The following is a 13927-nucleotide window of genomic DNA, read 5'->3' on the forward strand; positions in this document are numbered from 1 at the left end:
AATACGGTCTTGTCTGTTTTTCCCGCATCTTGCCATGACAACGGGCGAAAGAGTGTGCTAGTTTGACCCTGTCAACGAATAAACAAGGATGTAAAGATGCTGAAAGTTAACGAATATTTCGACGGAAATGTAAAATCCATCGGTTTTGAGCATAATGACGAGAAATCCACGGTTGGCGTCATGAACGTGGGTGATTACCTGTTCAACACTGCCGCCCCCGAGCGCATGACGGTGATCAAGGGCGCCCTGACCATTCAACTGGCCGGTGAAGAGGAGTGGCACACCTACAGCCAGGGCCACTCTTTCGTGGTCGCGGGCCACTCCTCCTTCAAGCTGCAAGTGGCCACCCCCACCGCCTACCTCTGCGAGTTTCTCTCCTGATCCTGCCGGTTGAAGGGGGTTTCCCCTTCAACCCGGTTTGCCTACCGGCTCCCATATCGCTGTCCAAGTCACAGCGCAGCAGATCACCGCTTTTCATCCATGGGAAAAATCCTAGAATAAACAGACATAAACCATCACCGGAGTGATGTCATGATCAGCGTGTTTGATCTTTTTTCCATTGGTATCGGCCCCTCCTCTTCCCACACGGTGGGCCCCATGCGTGCAGCCTATGCCTTCGTTCAACAACTCAAGCTGCAGGGCCATTTACCCCACATCACCCGGGTCGAGGTGGAGTGCTACGGCTCTTTGGGCCAGACCGGCAAGGGGCACGGCACCGGCAAGGCTATCATTCTGGGACTCGCGGGATTCGAACCCGAATCCGTCGACATTGACGCCATCCCGGCCATGCTGGCCCGGGTCGACCAAGAACAAACCCTGCTGCTGGCAGGCGAGCAACCAAGCCGCTTCCCCCGCAGCGGCGCCATCATCTTCAACCGGCGTACCACCCTGCCCGCCCACACCAATGGCATGACCCTGCGCGCCTTTGCCGCCGACGATACCATGGTGTCGAGCCAGACCTACTACTCGGTCGGGGGCGGCTTCATCATAGAGGAGAGCCAGTTTGCCACCGCCAAGGAGGACGCGGCCCGTCTCGATGCCGAGCACCCCATCCCCTATCCCTTTGACAGCGGAGCCCAACTGCTCGCCCACTGCCAGGAGAGCGGCCTCTCCATCTCGGGCCTGCTGCTCGCCAATGAGCGGGTCTTTCGCAGCGACGAACAGATAAAGGCGGGACTTCGCAAGATCTGGCACACCATGCAAAGCTGCATCGAGCGGGGTTGCAAGAGCGAGGGGGTGCTGCCGGGCGGACTCAAGGTGCGTCGCCGCGCCCCCGGGCTGTTTCGCCAGCTCAGCTGCGAGACCAACTTCAACAAGGATCCCCTGATGGTGATGGAGTGGGTGGACCTGTTTGCCCTCGCCGTCAATGAAGAGAACGCGGCGGGCGGCCGGGTCGTCACCGCTCCCACCAACGGCGCCGCCGGCATCATCCCGGCTGTGCTGCACTACTATGATCGCTTCGTTCACAAGGTGGATGACGAGATCCTGGTGCGCTACTTCCTCACCGCCGCCGCCATCGGCATTCTTTATAAGAAGAACGCGTCGCTGTCGGGGGCCGAAGTGGGTTGTCAGGGGGAAGTGGGGGTCGCCTGCTCCATGGCCGCCGGTGCCCTCACCGAACTGCTCGGTGGCAGCCCCGCCATGGTGGAAAACGCCGCCGAGATCGGCATGGAGCACAATTTGGGGCTCACCTGCGATCCCATTGGCGGACTGGTACAGGTCCCCTGCATCGAACGCAACGCCATGGGGGCGGTCAAGGCGATCAACGCGGCGCGCCTGGCGCTGCGCGGTACCGGCGAGCACAAGGTGTCGCTGGACAAGGTGATCAAGACCATGTGGGAAACCGGCAACGACATGAAGACCAAGTACAAGGAGACGGCCCGTGGTGGCCTGGCTGTTAACATTACAGAATGTTAATAAGCCGAAGCGAGCTTCATTCAGCCCTCAACTACCCGGCCTGGCCGGGTATTTTTTTGCTTATCGGCTTAACAAAATGGATAAGTACCAAAATAAATTTTATACTCGCGCCTCAGATTCAACAAAAATAGATCTATTTCAACTTTTTTTAGGCTTTGAACCGTTACACTGCGGTTATCTGGTTCAATGAGCCGCGCAATCTGTGCGCACCATGGATCTCCCCAATTCAAGTGAGTGGGCATGCCGCCCCCTTCTACCCTGAGGTAATAGTGACATGATCAGCGTTTTTGATATCTTCAAAATCGGTGTAGGCCCCTCCTCTTCCCACACTGTTGGCCCGATGAAGGCTGCCAAACAGTTTGTTGACGAGCTTCGCGCAGGCGGCAAGATCCGCGATATCACCCGGATCAAGGTCGACGTCTACGGCTCTCTCTCCTGGACCGGCAAGGGCCACCACACCGACACCGCCATCATCATGGGCCTGGCCGGCAACCTGCCGGAGAACGTTGATATCGACGCTATCCCCGAGTTCATCTCCCGTGTCGAGCAGACCGAGCGTCTGCCCATCGGTCTGCACTGCCATACCGTCAGTTTCCCGCGCGATGCCATGGTGTTCCACGATGAAGCCCTGCCCCTGCACGAAAACGGCATGAAGCTGACCGCCTTCATCGAAGACGACGTCATCTACAGCAAGACTTATTACTCCATCGGCGGCGGCTTTATCGTCGACGAGGAGAACTTCGGCAAGGCCGACAGCGGCGACATGGCCGTGCGTTACCCGTTCAAGAGTGCCGCCGAACTGGTTGCCCACTGCAGCCAGACCGGTCTCTCCATCTCCTCCCTGATGATGGAGAACGAGAAGTGCTTCAACACCCCGGAAGAGATCTACAAGAAGTTCGGCAAGATCTGGAACACCATGCGTGAAGCCATCGATCGCGGCTGCCGCACCGAGGGCGTGCTCTCCGGTCCGCTGCGCGTGCCCCGTCGTGCCGCTCCCCTGTTCCGTCAGCTGAGCACCAACGAGAACCTCTCCAATGATCCCATGGGCATCGTCGACTGGGTCAACATGTTTGCCCTGGCGGTGAGCGAAGAGAACGCGGCCGGTGGTCGTGTGGTGACTGCACCGACCAACGGCGCCGCCGGTATCATCCCCGCCGTGCTGGCCTACTACGACAAGTTCATCCAGCCGGTTGGTCGCGACGACTACACCCGCTTCTTCCTGGCGGCCGGTGCCGTCGGCATCCTGTACAAGATGAACGCCTCTATCTCCGGCGCCGAAGTGGGCTGCCAGGGTGAAGTGGGCGTCTCCTGCTCCATGGCCGCAGCCGGTCTGACCGAGCTGATGGGGGGTAGCCCGGAGCACGTGTGTGAAGCCGCCGAGATCGCCATGGAACACAACCTGGGTCTGACTTGTGACCCGGTGGCCGGCCAGGTGCAGGTACCCTGCATCGAGCGCAACGCCATCGCAGCCATGAAGTCGGTCAACGCCTCCCGCATGGCCCTGCGCCGCACCTCCAAGCCGCGCGTCTCCCTGGACAAGGTCATCGAGACCATGTACATCACCGGCAAGGACATGGACTCCAAGTACCGCGAAACCTCTCGTGGTGGCCTGGCCATCAAGGTGATGCAGGTTGCTTGCGAATAAGCAGTCCAGAATATAAAAAAGGCGGGTTATCCCGCCTTTTTTATTGCCGTTTTTCGCCACGCCAGCGCCAAGCTTTTTGGATTACGCAAGCCAATAGCGCCGGCCAGTACCGCTATGCTCGTGCAGCTAACCCTTTTTAGACTTGCTTTAATACTCTCTTTCACAGCGCCCTTCCTTTTCTCCTGGCACTGCTCCAGACGTCCGTTATCGGCCCTCGCCAGCCACCCGCAGTATCACGGCATGAGGCAGTCCATCTCATTGCCTGCGCGAGTCTGCGTACGAGAGCACTTGCCCAGACAAGAGAAGTTCAGTCGCAACAGGGAGTTGCAAATATGGACAAGGGGCAAAAAGTCCGCGCTGAAATAAGTATCAGGGGTGGCCACTCACGCTATTTTGTGAGCGGTCGCAAAAGTTGATGATATTGTGTCCGGGCCGGATTGACTTTTAATTTGGATGTATTGGGCAATATTTCAACGCACTGATTAATTCGGCGTACCTATTATTGCCGGAATTATCTGCATCCTTGCCATGAGATGACGCGCCCCGAAATGGGGCGCTAAAAATACAAATAGCCGGTTCGCCATCCATTCTCGGCGATTGGGTACTGGATATTTAACCAGACTTTTTCAGCTGCGCCTTGTGCTGTTCCAGCAAATTTTCCGGAGGGGGTGGCACCTGCAGATAGAAGCCCTGGGTCGTCAGCGCCTCCATCACCTTGCTGACATTGGCCAGCCCCAGAGGCTTGGCGGGGTCCAGCTTGGTCATCAGCACCAGCTCGGGACGGCCGAAGGTGGTCATCAGCGCCTCGGGTACGCGGGAAAAATCCTCTCTTCTTTCAACAAAAAGATAGGTCTCGGCTTTTTTGCGACTTTTATAGACTGCACACAACATGGAAATTGATATAATCCGACGAGTTTATTGCCTCTGATGGGGGCAAACTATAACATCAGGAATTGAATAACAATAACGGATTAGCATCTCTGCCTCGGGGAAGATTCATGGTTGAGCGCGATAACGAATTGAAAGGGTCCACCTTCACTATTTCTGTGTTGCATATCAGCGATGGCGAGCCAGAGCGGATCCGTCAGTTGTTGGCCGAAAAGGTGGCCCAGGCCCCCTACTTTTTTAACTGTGCCCCCCTGGTGATCAATGTCTCCCGGCTGGAACATATCCCGGATTTTGAACAGCTCAAGGAGTTGGTGGAATCCGAGGAGTTCGTGCTGGTGGGCGTGACTGGGGCGCGCAATGAAGAGATGAAGACAGCGGCCAAGGCCGCAGGGCTGGCGGTAATGGCCTCCGGCAAGAGCCGCAAGAGTGAACCGGCCCCCGAGCCGGTCGCCCCCGAGCCAGCCCCCCTGATCCCGACCAGGGTACACGTGGGGCCGGTGCGATCCGGCCAGCAGATTTATGCCGCAGGCACCTCCTTGGTGGTGCTGGGCTCAGTCAGTCCGGGGGCCGAAGTGCTCGCCGATGACAGCATTCATATTTATGGCACCCTGCGTGGCAGGGCCATTGCCGGCGCCCGTGGCAACACCCGGGCCCGGATCTATTGTCAACAATTGCAGGCCGAGCTGCTCTCCATCGCGGGTACTTTCCAGTTGAGCGATGCCCTGCCGGCAGGCCTGATCCAGCAAGCGGTACATATCCGGCTGGACAATGAACAACTCCGAATAGACCGTATCAAATAGAGTTACAAGGAAGCGAGAATGGCGCGAATTATTGTCGTTACATCGGGTAAAGGTGGCGTTGGCAAGACCACAACCAGTGCGGCCCTGAGCACAGGTTTAGCCCAGCGTGGTCACAAGACAGTGGTCATCGATTTTGACATCGGTCTGAGAAATCTGGATCTCATCATGGGCTGCGAGCGCCGCGTGGTGTATGACTTCGTCAACGTCATCAATGGGGAAGCCAATCTCAACCAGGCCCTCATCAAAGACAAACGCTGCGAGAACCTGTTCATCCTGCCCGCCTCCCAGACCCGGGACAAGGACGCGCTGACCCGTGAAGGGGTCGAGAAGATCCTGGATCAGCTGGCCGAGATGAAGTTCGACTACATCGTCTGCGATTCCCCTGCCGGGATCGAAGCGGGTGCCCTGATGGCCCTTTACTTTGCCGACGAGGCCATCGTTACCACCAACCCGGAAGTCTCCTCCGTGCGTGACTCGGACCGGATCCTCGGCATCCTGGCCTCCAAGTCCCGCCGTGCCGAGCGCGGAGAAGACCCCATCAAGGAGCACCTGCTGCTGACCCGCTACTGCCCGACCCGCGTCAACCGCGGCGACATGCTGAGCGTGCAGGATGTGCAGGAGATCCTGGCCATCCCCCTGCTTGGGGTGATCCCGGAGTCCCAGGCGGTGCTGCGCGCCTCCAACTCCGGCGAGCCGGTGATTCTGGACAAAGAGTCCGATGCCGGTCAGGCCTATGAAGATGCGGTGTCCCGCCTGCTGGGCGACACCAAGGAATTTCGTTTTTTGGAAGCAGAGAAGAAGGGCTTCTTTAGCCGACTGTTCGGGAGTTAAGCATGTCATTATTGGATTATTTTCGTTCCAACAAGAAACAGAACACCGCACAACTGGCCAAAGAGCGGTTGCAGATCATCGTTGCACACGAGCGTTCATCCAGAGGGGGGCCGGATTACCTGCCCCAGCTCAAGCAGGATATCCTCGATGTGATCCGTAAATACGTCAACATCGATCCGGACAAGATCACCGTCCAGCTGGATCAGAAGAGTGATGAGCTGTCGGTCCTCGAGCTCAACATCACCTTCGCCGATGACAAGAAGGGATGAGCTGACGCCCTATGCGTGACCTTTTTCCCAAATAGAGACCGGATCCTTGGCGGGATCCGGTCTTTTATCATCACTATTTCCCCCTCACGACCCACCCCGTCTCGCCAACCGCTCCCACGATCGCTAGAATAGCCGCGACCATCGGGTTTGCCCCGTCCGGTCACTTGTCCCCCTTTTCTGGAATCGACCGTTTATGTCTTTGAATGCCGAAATGCACAGCGTCGAGGAACTGCTCGACACCGCCCTCGAACTCTTCATGGAGCTGGCGTCCGACAACCTGCCGGAGCAGGAGATCACCCTCTTCAACCAGGAGTTCAACAACCGGGGCCTGCTGGCGGAAACCGATCCGGCCGACGACTGGGAAGCGGACGTGGGATTTGAGGTCAGCGATGCCGACTATGCCGAGATCTGGGTCGGCCTTGGCAACGAGCAAGAAGAGTACGAACACCTGTTTGCCCGTATGCTGCTCTCCCGCCGTGTCGACGAGAAGTTCTGCCACATCGAATGGCTCCCCCAATAATTCCGGCTCCCGATGATCCGGCTCACTACGACTGGGGATCAGAGCCTGATCCCGTGCGGCCGACACTGGTGCAACGCCTGCTGAGGTGGGTGGGCAAGCTGCTGCTGGCCGCCCTGCTGTTGTCGGTCAGCTCGGTGGCACTGCTGCGTTTTATCGATCCGCCCATGTGGAGCTGGCGCATTGAGCGTGCGCTGTTTCCCCCTGCCAAGGTGGCTGAGGTCAAGCATGACTGGGTGCCGCTTGGGCAGATATCCCGCGAGCTGCAGCTGGCGGTGATCGCCGCCGAGGATCAGCATTTTGCCGAGCATCACGGTTTCGATCTCGATGCCATCAGCTCCGCCCTCAAGCACAATCAGCAGAGCAGCCGGGTGCGCGGTGCCAGCACCCTCAGCCAGCAGACGGCCAAGAATCTCTTCATGTGGAGCGATCGCAGCTTCCTGCGCAAGGGATTGGAGGCCTGGTTTACCCTGTTGATGGAGCTGGGCTGGGACAAGTCCCGCATCCTCGAGGTCTATCTCAATATTGTGGAGTTCGGACCGGGGATCTATGGCGCCGAAGCGGCGGCCAGACACTACTTCGGCAAACCGGCTGCAAGGCTGACTCGCTATGAGGCCTCCCTGCTGGCGGCGGCGCTGCCCAACCCCTGGCGCTACAAGGTCAATCCCCCTTCACCCTATGTGCAGCAGCGCTCGGCCTGGATCCGCCGCCAGATGAGTCAGCTCGGCCAGCTCACCCTGACCCGGGTCCAGCAGGCCGATTGATGATTAACCGGCGTCGGGAGGCGCCGGGGGACCGAGATGACCACCCACCGTCTCGCGGTGAAGCGGCAGATAGTGCCACCACCAGGTCTCCCGCCGTCGCTTGATCTGCCGTCGTCGTCCTCGCGGTTTCATCCTCTGACTCCCCTGCATGGCTGCGTGTTAACCATACCCTTACCGGGGCCAATTGGACAGACCCGCCCGTCTGCCGGCGCACTGGTCTGGCCGCCGGTGCCAATCCTTGCTACAGTAGCGAACCCCGACGAATCTGGAGTGATTTCATGGAACAGCGTACCCCGGATCAGCTGGTCGAATGGGCCTATGATCAGTTTCTCGAACAGGCAGCAGACATGCTGGCCCCTGAGCAAATTGTCGATATCACCCTGGAGTTTGAAAAGCGTGGCGCCGTCGAGGCGACGCTGCCCAATGCAGACTGGTCCACAGAGCTGGGCGAGCCGGTCGACATGGAACGCTGGGTAGAGGTGTGGGTCGGCTTGCTGGATCATCAGGATGAATTCGAGGTGATCTTCGCCACCTTCCTGTTGCCCCGGCTGATGCAGGAAAATGAAGTTCATATACGCTGGCATCGCCAGCAACAGGCATAAAAAAGGCGCCCTCGGCGCCTTTCTCGTTTTTACTGTCAACCCTCACATTCAGGGTTGGGCCGCGATGGCCTTGGCCAGACAGCGGCGACACCAGCAGGCGCCGGCCTCGCTCATGGGCAGGGCCGGCAGCTGGCTGCACCAACACTCATCTATGGTGGCGCCAGCGGAGACGGCGCAGTAGGCCGGCTCTCCGCAGCCCGGGCAGAGATGGGTGCTTTTCGAACCATCCAGCTCGGCCATCACCGCCAGCTGGGCCTCGCTCTCCATCGCCGACCAGTGACCTATCTCGGTGAGGGTACGACCACAGCCGAGACAGAGGCCATCTTTCGCCCGGCACGCACCGATGCAGGGGCTCGGCACTTACTCCTGCTCCCCACCCTGGGCGGCGTCAGTCAGGGTAATGCAGTTGTCTTCGATGACGATCTTGCCCTGCTTGTAGAGGCCGCCGATGGCCTTCTTGAAGGTGCCCTTGCTCATGGCAAACAGCTTGTAGATGAGCTCGGGCTCGCTCTTGTCACCCACCGCCAGGCTGCCGCCCTGCTTTTTCATTCGCGCCAGGATGCGCTCACCGGCGTCATCTACCTTGGCCATCCCCGGCTTTTGCAGGGTCAGATCCAGCTTGCCATCCTCGCGCACCTGCTTGACCCAGGCAGTCTGGGGACGCCCCGTCATCACCCGGCCGAAGATCTCGTTGCGAAACAGCATGCCCGGGTACTGGCCGTTGACGATCACCTTGATGCCCAAGGGAGAGTGTTCACCTGGCAGAGCGGTCACCTCATCACCCGCCTTGAAGGGCGGTTTGGCGGTGCTGAGAAAACGCTCCAGACGGCTGGTGCCCACCATGCGCCCCTCGTTATCGAGCATCAGGCGCACCAGATAGGTATGCCCCACCTGCATCGGCTTGTTCTGTTCGCGGCTTGGCACGAACAGATCCTTTTTCATGCCCCAGTCGAGGAAGGCGCCGATCTTGTTGGCGTTGACCACCTTGAGGCCGGCAAATTCGTCCACCATGGCAAACGGCTTGTCGGTGGTGATCACCGGCTCGCAGTCAGCATCCAGATAGAGGAACACCTGCACATCGTCCCCCTCCTTGACCCCTTCCGGCAGCTGGCGCCTGGGCAGCAGCAGTTCACCGTACTCCCCGGCCGCGAGCCAGGCGCCACGGTCTTCGAGTTCAACGACGTTGAGGGTGTTCATCTTGCCAATCTGTATCATGGTGCTCTCTTTTTCTTTACCGGATGGGCCAGCTGGATCAGGGCCCTGATGGCCGCGCATGTTACCTCAAAACCGGCGATCCGGCCTAGTCCCCATCGCAACGCAGGGCCTCGCCTTTGGTGCATTTCGCCACCAGATAGGCGATAAAATCGCCATGCAGGCGGGCTTTTACTGCAAATAACCCCACATTTAGGTAGACTTCGCGGCTGTTCAAATCCAGAGGAGCTGTCGATGAACCCATCCACTCGTACCCGCCATCTTAATCAATGGATCCAGCAACACAGCGCACAGGACATGACCTACCCTGCCCTGCACGGCTTTTTGTGCGCCCGCCTGGTGGGGCCGGAGCAGCCCGACTGGCAGCAGCCGCTGGCCGGTTTGCTGGAGCAGGATGCCGAGCTGGATGAGAAGTGCGCCGAAGCGCTGCACCATCTGATCGCGGAGCTGGAGAGCCTGGCCGATGAAGAGCAGCTGGCCCTGCCCAGCCAGTGTCGCCTGCCCAGTGACGATCCCGAGCAGGTGTTCGACAAACAGCACCCCCTCGGGCAGTGGTGTTACGGGTTCAGTCAGGGGTTTGCCACCTGGCCCAAGCCAAAGGATTTGAACGATCTCACCACCCAGCACAGATTCAGCCTCGCAGCCGAGCTCTGTCTGTTTCGTGACAAACCCATGGCGCAGATGCTCTACAGCGCCGCCGCCAGCGATCTGCCGTTTGCCGAATTCTGCAAGCGCCAGCGCCAGCACATGAAAAGCGCCCTCAACCAGTTGCTCAATCTGGAGCAGTACCAGGCCGCCCCCAGCGCCGAGGTGGCACTGGACAGCGAACAGGCCGAGCAGTGGCAAAAGTGGTTCGCCCTGGCCGATGCCAGCCGGGATCACAAGGTGCGCCTGGGCTGGTTCGACAAGATCATCGCCGACGCCAACCCGCTGTTTGACGATACCTTCTGGCAACAGACCGCCGGCCATGGCTGGAGTTCACACGAAGCCAGGCCGCTGCTGGCGGCCAGAGCCGGCCGCGCCGACTGCTTGCTGCAGTTGGGCCAGTTGGCTGAGGCCAGGGCCGAATACCTGGATCTGCTCACCCTCTGCCAGGCCGACGAGCCGGGTTGTCGCTATCACCTCTCCACTCTCTATGCCCGCCAGGGAGACTGGCAGGCGCTGGCCGGATTGCTGGTACGCTTTGACGAAGCCTCCAGCTGGCTGCTCTACAACAAGGCGCTGATGGTGTTTGCCACAAAAGGCGCCGAGGCAGCCAGGGAGCATTTGCTGGCCGCCATCAATGCCAACCCGCACATTCCAGCCTGCCTGCTCGGTCAGCGCAAGCTGCCAAAGCAGGAGCCCGGCAGCTGGCAGGCGGGCAGCCGTGACGAAGCGGCGCTCTACGCCCTCTATACCCGCGATGCCTGGCTAAAGCACCAGGCCCTGCTCTGGTTGCGCAAAGGCTGAACAAACCCGGATTAAAAACCCGCCTGACTGACCCGGCTTTTGCAGGATGTCGTGCGCCACCGCACATTTCATCGCTGCCGGGTCAGACAAATCCGCGTTAGTTTCGTATCATCAATGTCAAAGTATCAAAAGAAACTGCACCAGATGCAGCTGTCACAGCAGGGTGTAATATGTCAAAAATCATCGCTTTACTCGCCCACTACCCGCCCTATCAGTTGGTTCACGCCGCCGAGATGCTACGGGATACCTTCGAGCAGTTTTACGAACAGCGCTATCAACTGACCGTGCCCCAGTGGCGCCTGATGATGGTGCTCGGCCCCCACTACCCCATCAGCCAGAAAGAGCTGGTAGAGGCGAGTGGCATGGACAAGGTGCGCATCTCTCGCGAGATCCGCCGTCTGGCCGAGAAGGGGATCATCTTTACCGAGAGCAGCGAGCAGGACAAACGCATCAGCCTGGTCTCCCTCACCAATGCGGGCCTCTCCCTCTTCCAGCAGCTCAAGAGCGAGGCGGGAAGCTGGCAGCACACCCTGACCGACTACCTGCCCAGCGAATCTCGCGAAGCGATCCGCCAGCATCTACACACCGTCAGTGCCGCCATCGAGCAGCTGCAATCCCTGGACAAGGAGCAATAACCATGGATTTGAAAAAATTCGCCACCATGGACGTCAACATGCTGCTGAGCCTGATCAATATGCAGCTGCGCGATCGCTATGACGATCTGGATGATCTCTGCAAGGCGCAGGATCTCGATAAAGCGGCCCTCGAGGCCAGGCTCGCCAGCGGCGATTTCCACTACCAGCCTGATCAGAAGCAGTTCAGATAGGGATCAGGATCACAGAGCCGGCCGCGGCGCTGGTTCCATGGCCAAAACCTGATATGGTCGGAAGAGCCCCAACAGAGGGAAGCCCTAACGGTTTGATGGATGGATACATCAGGCTGTCACAAGAGGGCATTAGATTCGTTTCAGGCAAGCAAACCAAGGATGACCCAAGATGATGACCCGACAGAACCTGCTGATCAGCCTCGCCGCCTTGTTGATGATCAGCCTGTTTATTCCCTACTTGCCGCAAGATGGTGAACAGTGGCTGACCACCCTGCTCTGCGCCCTGCTGGTGGCCGTATTCCTGGTGCTGATCCGCGGCTGTCGCCGCTTTATCATGGATTGACGGCCCGACTCTCTTGCCTCTGGCGTTAAAGGGCTTCTCTTCTCTCCCAACCCTTGTGTAACCCGCCTCCTTTAAAAAACAAACGCAGCCAGATGGCTGCGTTTGTCATTATCCGAAAATCGCGACGGGCAGGTCGGCTTAGACGGCGAGGCTCTCCAGCTGCGCCTTGGCCGCTTCCATCCCCTTGCTCTGGGCTTCCGGCCCCATCCCCATCCCCTCGGCGTAGATGAAGTCCACCTCCTTGATGCCGATGAAACCCAGCACGGTACGCATGTAGGGGGTCACCAGATCGGTGGCGCTACCGACGTGCATGCCGCCACGGGGGCTGATCACCAGGGCCCGGGTGTTTTCCACCAGACCGACCGGGCCGGTCTCGGTGTAGCGGAAGGTCACGCCGGCACGAGCCACCAGGTCAATCCAGTTCTTCAGCTGGGTCGGGATGTTGAAGTTGTACATGGGGGCGGCAATCACCACCAGATCGCTTGCTTTCAATTCGGCGATCAGCTCATCGGACTGGGCCAGCACGGCCAGTTGACGCTCGTTCAGGTTCTCGCCACCACGCAGGCCGGAGGCCAGCTCGCCATCCAGCACCGGCAGGTTCAGAGCCGCCAGATCACGCACTGTGACGGTATCATCCTGATGATCGGCGAGGAAGCCGTCGATCAGGGCGTTGGATTGGGAGTATTGACCCAGGATGCTGGATTTGAGTACGAGGATGTTGGCCATGATGACGCTCCGTTTGCTTGTCAGTTGAACAGTGTGGCTGTCGATGGAGGTCACTCTAAACATTGGGCTTCTATACAGATAGCGAAAATAGATGCTCAACTTGTTCAAAATTTTTGATATTGGCCCACTTCCTCGCCAAAGAGCGCACTTCCCGGGCCGCACGCCTTGGCATAACAAACGATTGCCGTTATGATCCGCCGCACTTTTTTCAGTGACCCGGATCCCATGGCACCCTCACGGCACTCTCCCATTGCCGGTGCAGTCTGGATGATGGTGGCTGGCCTCTGTTTCGCCGCCGTCAACAGCCTGAGCCAGTATGTCAGCTTCAAACTCGGCCTTGCCTCCACCCAGGTCGCCTTTCACCAGTATCTGATCGCCCTGATCTGCCTGCTGCCCTGGCTGGTTCGCCACGGCTTGCGCCAGTCCCTGATGACCAACCAGTTCCGGCTGCATCTGTTGCGTGTCGCCCTGGCGGTGATCGGCATCCAGTTCTGGCTGTGGGCGCTGGCGGTCCCCGTCCCCATCTGGCAGGGCATAGCGCTGCTGATGACCTCTCCCCTGTTTGCCACCCTGGGGTCGGCCCTGCTGCTCAAGGAGCAGGTGAGCCGGGCCCGCATTCTGGCGACCCTGGCGGGGTTTGCCGGGGCCATGGTGATCCTGGCCCCCTGGACCGACGATTTCAGCTGGGCCTCCCTGCTGCCGGTGGCCGCCGCCCTGTTCTGGGCCGGTTACTCCCTGCTGGTGCGCTATCAGGCGGCGAGCGAGTCGTCCCATACCATAGTGGTCTACCTGCTTATCTTCAGCACCCCCTTCAATGCCATGCTGGCTCTGCCGGAGTGGCAATGGCCCACGGCCGCTCAATGGCAACTGGTCGCCCTGGCCGGAGTGCTGTCGGCGCTGGCCCAGATGTCCATCGCCCGCGCCTACAGCGTGGCGGAGGCCTCGTTCGTGCAGCCCTTCGACTTTGCCAAGCTGCCCATGAACGTGCTGGCAGGCTGGCTGGTATTTGGCTGGGCCCCTCCGGGCCGACTGTGGCTCGGCGCCGCCATCATCATTGGTGCCGTCACGCTGCTGACTCATCTGGAGCAGCGCGCCAGCAAATCCGTTTCCTGAGGTACGCCATGCGTGCCTCTTTTTT

At 59.4% G+C, this 13927-nt stretch carries 19 protein-coding genes; 14 read left to right on the top strand and 5 right to left on the bottom strand.

What is annotated here, in order from left to right:
- Positions 1 to 96: 96 nt before the first annotated feature.
- From MRK42_RS11140 to MRK42_RS11150, 3 genes are all read left to right on the top strand, one after another.
- The gene (locus tag MRK42_RS11140) at positions 97 to 381 is read left to right on the top strand and encodes a pyrimidine/purine nucleoside phosphorylase (RefSeq protein WP_338609894.1); all 285 of its coding nucleotides are present in this window, start codon (positions 97 to 99) and stop codon (positions 379 to 381) included.
- Positions 382 to 531: 150 nt separating this feature from the next.
- Positions 532 to 1917: an L-serine ammonia-lyase gene (locus tag MRK42_RS11145; RefSeq protein ID WP_061477496.1), complete on the top strand. Its 1386-nt coding sequence runs from the start codon at positions 532 to 534 to the stop codon at positions 1915 to 1917.
- Positions 1918 to 2191: 274 nt separating this feature from the next.
- On the top strand, positions 2192 to 3562 hold the full coding sequence (locus MRK42_RS11150; RefSeq protein ID WP_042026072.1) for an L-serine ammonia-lyase: 1371 nt from the start codon (positions 2192 to 2194) through the stop codon (positions 3560 to 3562).
- A gap of 612 nt (positions 3563 to 4174) precedes the next feature.
- On the opposite strand, the gene MRK42_RS11155 is transcribed toward MRK42_RS11150, so the two are convergent.
- Positions 4175 to 4453 carry a YcgL domain-containing protein gene (locus MRK42_RS11155; protein WP_338609899.1) on the bottom strand — a complete coding sequence of 93 codons (279 nt, stop codon included), beginning with the start codon at positions 4451 to 4453 and terminating at the stop codon, positions 4175 to 4177.
- Between the two features lie 107 nt (positions 4454 to 4560).
- Here MRK42_RS11155 and minC point away from each other — a divergent pair, with 107 nt between their 5' ends.
- From minC to mtgA, 5 genes are all read left to right on the top strand, one after another.
- The gene (minC, locus tag MRK42_RS11160; protein ID WP_338609901.1) at positions 4561 to 5250 is read left to right on the top strand and encodes a septum site-determining protein MinC; all 690 of its coding nucleotides are present in this window, start codon (positions 4561 to 4563) and stop codon (positions 5248 to 5250) included.
- An 18-nt stretch (positions 5251 to 5268) separates the two neighbouring features.
- The gene (gene minD / locus MRK42_RS11165) at positions 5269 to 6081 is read left to right on the top strand and encodes a septum site-determining protein MinD (RefSeq protein WP_042026066.1); all 813 of its coding nucleotides are present in this window, start codon (positions 5269 to 5271) and stop codon (positions 6079 to 6081) included.
- A 2-nt stretch (positions 6082 to 6083) separates the two neighbouring features.
- Entirely contained in the window at positions 6084 to 6350 is a 267-nt protein-coding gene (gene minE / locus MRK42_RS11170; RefSeq protein WP_042012553.1) for a cell division topological specificity factor MinE, read from the top strand.
- A 193-nt stretch (positions 6351 to 6543) separates the two neighbouring features.
- Positions 6544 to 6870, top strand: coding sequence for an HI1450 family dsDNA-mimic protein (locus tag MRK42_RS11175; RefSeq protein ID WP_042026064.1), 327 nt, complete (start codon positions 6544 to 6546; stop codon positions 6868 to 6870).
- A 53-nt stretch (positions 6871 to 6923) separates the two neighbouring features.
- Positions 6924 to 7631, top strand: a complete 708-nt coding sequence (gene mtgA, locus MRK42_RS11180; protein WP_338612473.1) for a monofunctional biosynthetic peptidoglycan transglycosylase — start codon at positions 6924 to 6926, stop codon at positions 7629 to 7631.
- A 3-nt stretch (positions 7632 to 7634) separates the two neighbouring features.
- On the opposite strand, the gene MRK42_RS11185 is transcribed toward mtgA, so the two are convergent.
- Positions 7635 to 7763, bottom strand: coding sequence for a hypothetical protein (locus MRK42_RS11185; RefSeq protein WP_267884078.1), 129 nt, complete (start codon positions 7761 to 7763; stop codon positions 7635 to 7637).
- Between the two features lie 146 nt (positions 7764 to 7909).
- Between MRK42_RS11185 and MRK42_RS11190 the strand changes: the two genes are divergently transcribed.
- Positions 7910 to 8233, top strand: a complete 324-nt coding sequence (locus MRK42_RS11190) for an HI1450 family dsDNA-mimic protein (RefSeq protein WP_026457797.1) — start codon at positions 7910 to 7912, stop codon at positions 8231 to 8233.
- A 48-nt stretch (positions 8234 to 8281) separates the two neighbouring features.
- Here the strand turns inward: MRK42_RS11190 and MRK42_RS11195 are convergent, their stop codons facing one another.
- Positions 8282 to 8593, bottom strand: a complete 312-nt coding sequence (locus MRK42_RS11195; RefSeq protein ID WP_042026060.1) for a DUF1289 domain-containing protein — start codon at positions 8591 to 8593, stop codon at positions 8282 to 8284.
- Positions 8594 to 9448, bottom strand: a complete 855-nt coding sequence (locus tag MRK42_RS11200) for a S1-like domain-containing RNA-binding protein (RefSeq protein ID WP_338609909.1) — start codon at positions 9446 to 9448, stop codon at positions 8594 to 8596.
- 231 nt (positions 9449 to 9679) lie between these two features.
- Between MRK42_RS11200 and MRK42_RS11205 the strand changes: the two genes are divergently transcribed.
- The 4 genes from MRK42_RS11205 (at position 9680) to MRK42_RS11220 (ending at position 12063) form a co-directional block, all read left to right on the top strand.
- Positions 9680 to 10894: a UPF0149 family protein gene (locus MRK42_RS11205; RefSeq protein ID WP_042026058.1), complete on the top strand. Its 1215-nt coding sequence runs from the start codon at positions 9680 to 9682 to the stop codon at positions 10892 to 10894.
- A 170-nt stretch (positions 10895 to 11064) separates the two neighbouring features.
- Positions 11065 to 11529 (top strand): MarR family transcriptional regulator, encoded by a 465-nt coding sequence (locus MRK42_RS11210; protein WP_026458376.1) that lies wholly within the window; start codon positions 11065 to 11067, stop codon positions 11527 to 11529.
- Positions 11530 to 11531: 2 nt separating this feature from the next.
- A complete protein-coding gene (locus MRK42_RS11215) occupies positions 11532 to 11720 on the top strand; it encodes a DUF4250 domain-containing protein (RefSeq protein WP_026458375.1) in 189 nt (62 codons plus the stop codon).
- A gap of 169 nt (positions 11721 to 11889) precedes the next feature.
- On the top strand, positions 11890 to 12063 hold the full coding sequence (locus MRK42_RS11220) for a hypothetical protein (RefSeq protein WP_167335313.1): 174 nt from the start codon (positions 11890 to 11892) through the stop codon (positions 12061 to 12063).
- A 138-nt stretch (positions 12064 to 12201) separates the two neighbouring features.
- Here MRK42_RS11220 and MRK42_RS11225 read toward each other — a convergent pair whose 3' ends face one another.
- Complete coding sequence (locus MRK42_RS11225; protein ID WP_216992415.1) at positions 12202 to 12789, bottom strand: FMN-dependent NADH-azoreductase; 588 nt, start codon at positions 12787 to 12789, stop codon at positions 12202 to 12204.
- Between the two features lie 225 nt (positions 12790 to 13014).
- Between MRK42_RS11225 and MRK42_RS11230 the strand changes: the two genes are divergently transcribed.
- On the top strand, positions 13015 to 13902 hold the full coding sequence (locus tag MRK42_RS11230) for a DMT family transporter (RefSeq protein ID WP_223380458.1): 888 nt from the start codon (positions 13015 to 13017) through the stop codon (positions 13900 to 13902).
- Positions 13903 to 13927 lie beyond the last annotated feature (25 nt).

The sequence above is a fragment of the Aeromonas sp. 19NY04SH05-1 genome (assembly GCF_040581895.1).
Taxonomy (GTDB): domain Bacteria; phylum Pseudomonadota; class Gammaproteobacteria; order Enterobacterales; family Aeromonadaceae; genus Aeromonas; species Aeromonas enteropelogenes.

What these genes read in the sequence shown, in the direction of transcription:
- MRK42_RS11190 (WP_026457797.1), top strand. Translation starts at nt 7,910, where the DNA reads ATGGAACAGCGTACCCCGGATCAGCTGGTCGAATGGGCCTATGATCAG.
- MRK42_RS11150 (WP_042026072.1), top strand. Translation starts at nt 2,192, where the DNA reads ATGATCAGCGTTTTTGATATCTTCAAAATCGGTGTAGGCCCCTCCTCT.
- MRK42_RS11155 (WP_338609899.1), bottom strand. Translation starts at nt 4,453, where the DNA reads ATGTTGTGTGCAGTCTATAAAAGTCGCAAAAAAGCCGAGACCTATCTT.
- MRK42_RS11220 (WP_167335313.1), top strand. Translation starts at nt 11,890, where the DNA reads ATGATGACCCGACAGAACCTGCTGATCAGCCTCGCCGCCTTGTTGATG.
- MRK42_RS11210 (WP_026458376.1), top strand. Translation starts at nt 11,065, where the DNA reads ATGTCAAAAATCATCGCTTTACTCGCCCACTACCCGCCCTATCAGTTG.
- MRK42_RS11175 (WP_042026064.1), top strand. Translation starts at nt 6,544, where the DNA reads ATGTCTTTGAATGCCGAAATGCACAGCGTCGAGGAACTGCTCGACACC.
- MRK42_RS11140 (WP_338609894.1), top strand. Translation starts at nt 97, where the DNA reads ATGCTGAAAGTTAACGAATATTTCGACGGAAATGTAAAATCCATCGGT.
- MRK42_RS11185 (WP_267884078.1), bottom strand. Translation starts at nt 7,763, where the DNA reads ATGAAACCGCGAGGACGACGACGGCAGATCAAGCGACGGCGGGAGACC.
- MRK42_RS11230 (WP_223380458.1), top strand. Translation starts at nt 13,015, where the DNA reads ATGGCACCCTCACGGCACTCTCCCATTGCCGGTGCAGTCTGGATGATG.
- MRK42_RS11205 (WP_042026058.1), top strand. Translation starts at nt 9,680, where the DNA reads ATGAACCCATCCACTCGTACCCGCCATCTTAATCAATGGATCCAGCAA.
- minD (WP_042026066.1), top strand. Translation starts at nt 5,269, where the DNA reads ATGGCGCGAATTATTGTCGTTACATCGGGTAAAGGTGGCGTTGGCAAG.
- MRK42_RS11225 (WP_216992415.1), bottom strand. Translation starts at nt 12,789, where the DNA reads ATGGCCAACATCCTCGTACTCAAATCCAGCATCCTGGGTCAATACTCC.
- MRK42_RS11215 (WP_026458375.1), top strand. Translation starts at nt 11,532, where the DNA reads ATGGATTTGAAAAAATTCGCCACCATGGACGTCAACATGCTGCTGAGC.
- minE (WP_042012553.1), top strand. Translation starts at nt 6,084, where the DNA reads ATGTCATTATTGGATTATTTTCGTTCCAACAAGAAACAGAACACCGCA.
- MRK42_RS11145 (WP_061477496.1), top strand. Translation starts at nt 532, where the DNA reads ATGATCAGCGTGTTTGATCTTTTTTCCATTGGTATCGGCCCCTCCTCT.
- MRK42_RS11200 (WP_338609909.1), bottom strand. Translation starts at nt 9,448, where the DNA reads ATGATACAGATTGGCAAGATGAACACCCTCAACGTCGTTGAACTCGAA.
- minC (WP_338609901.1), top strand. Translation starts at nt 4,561, where the DNA reads ATGGTTGAGCGCGATAACGAATTGAAAGGGTCCACCTTCACTATTTCT.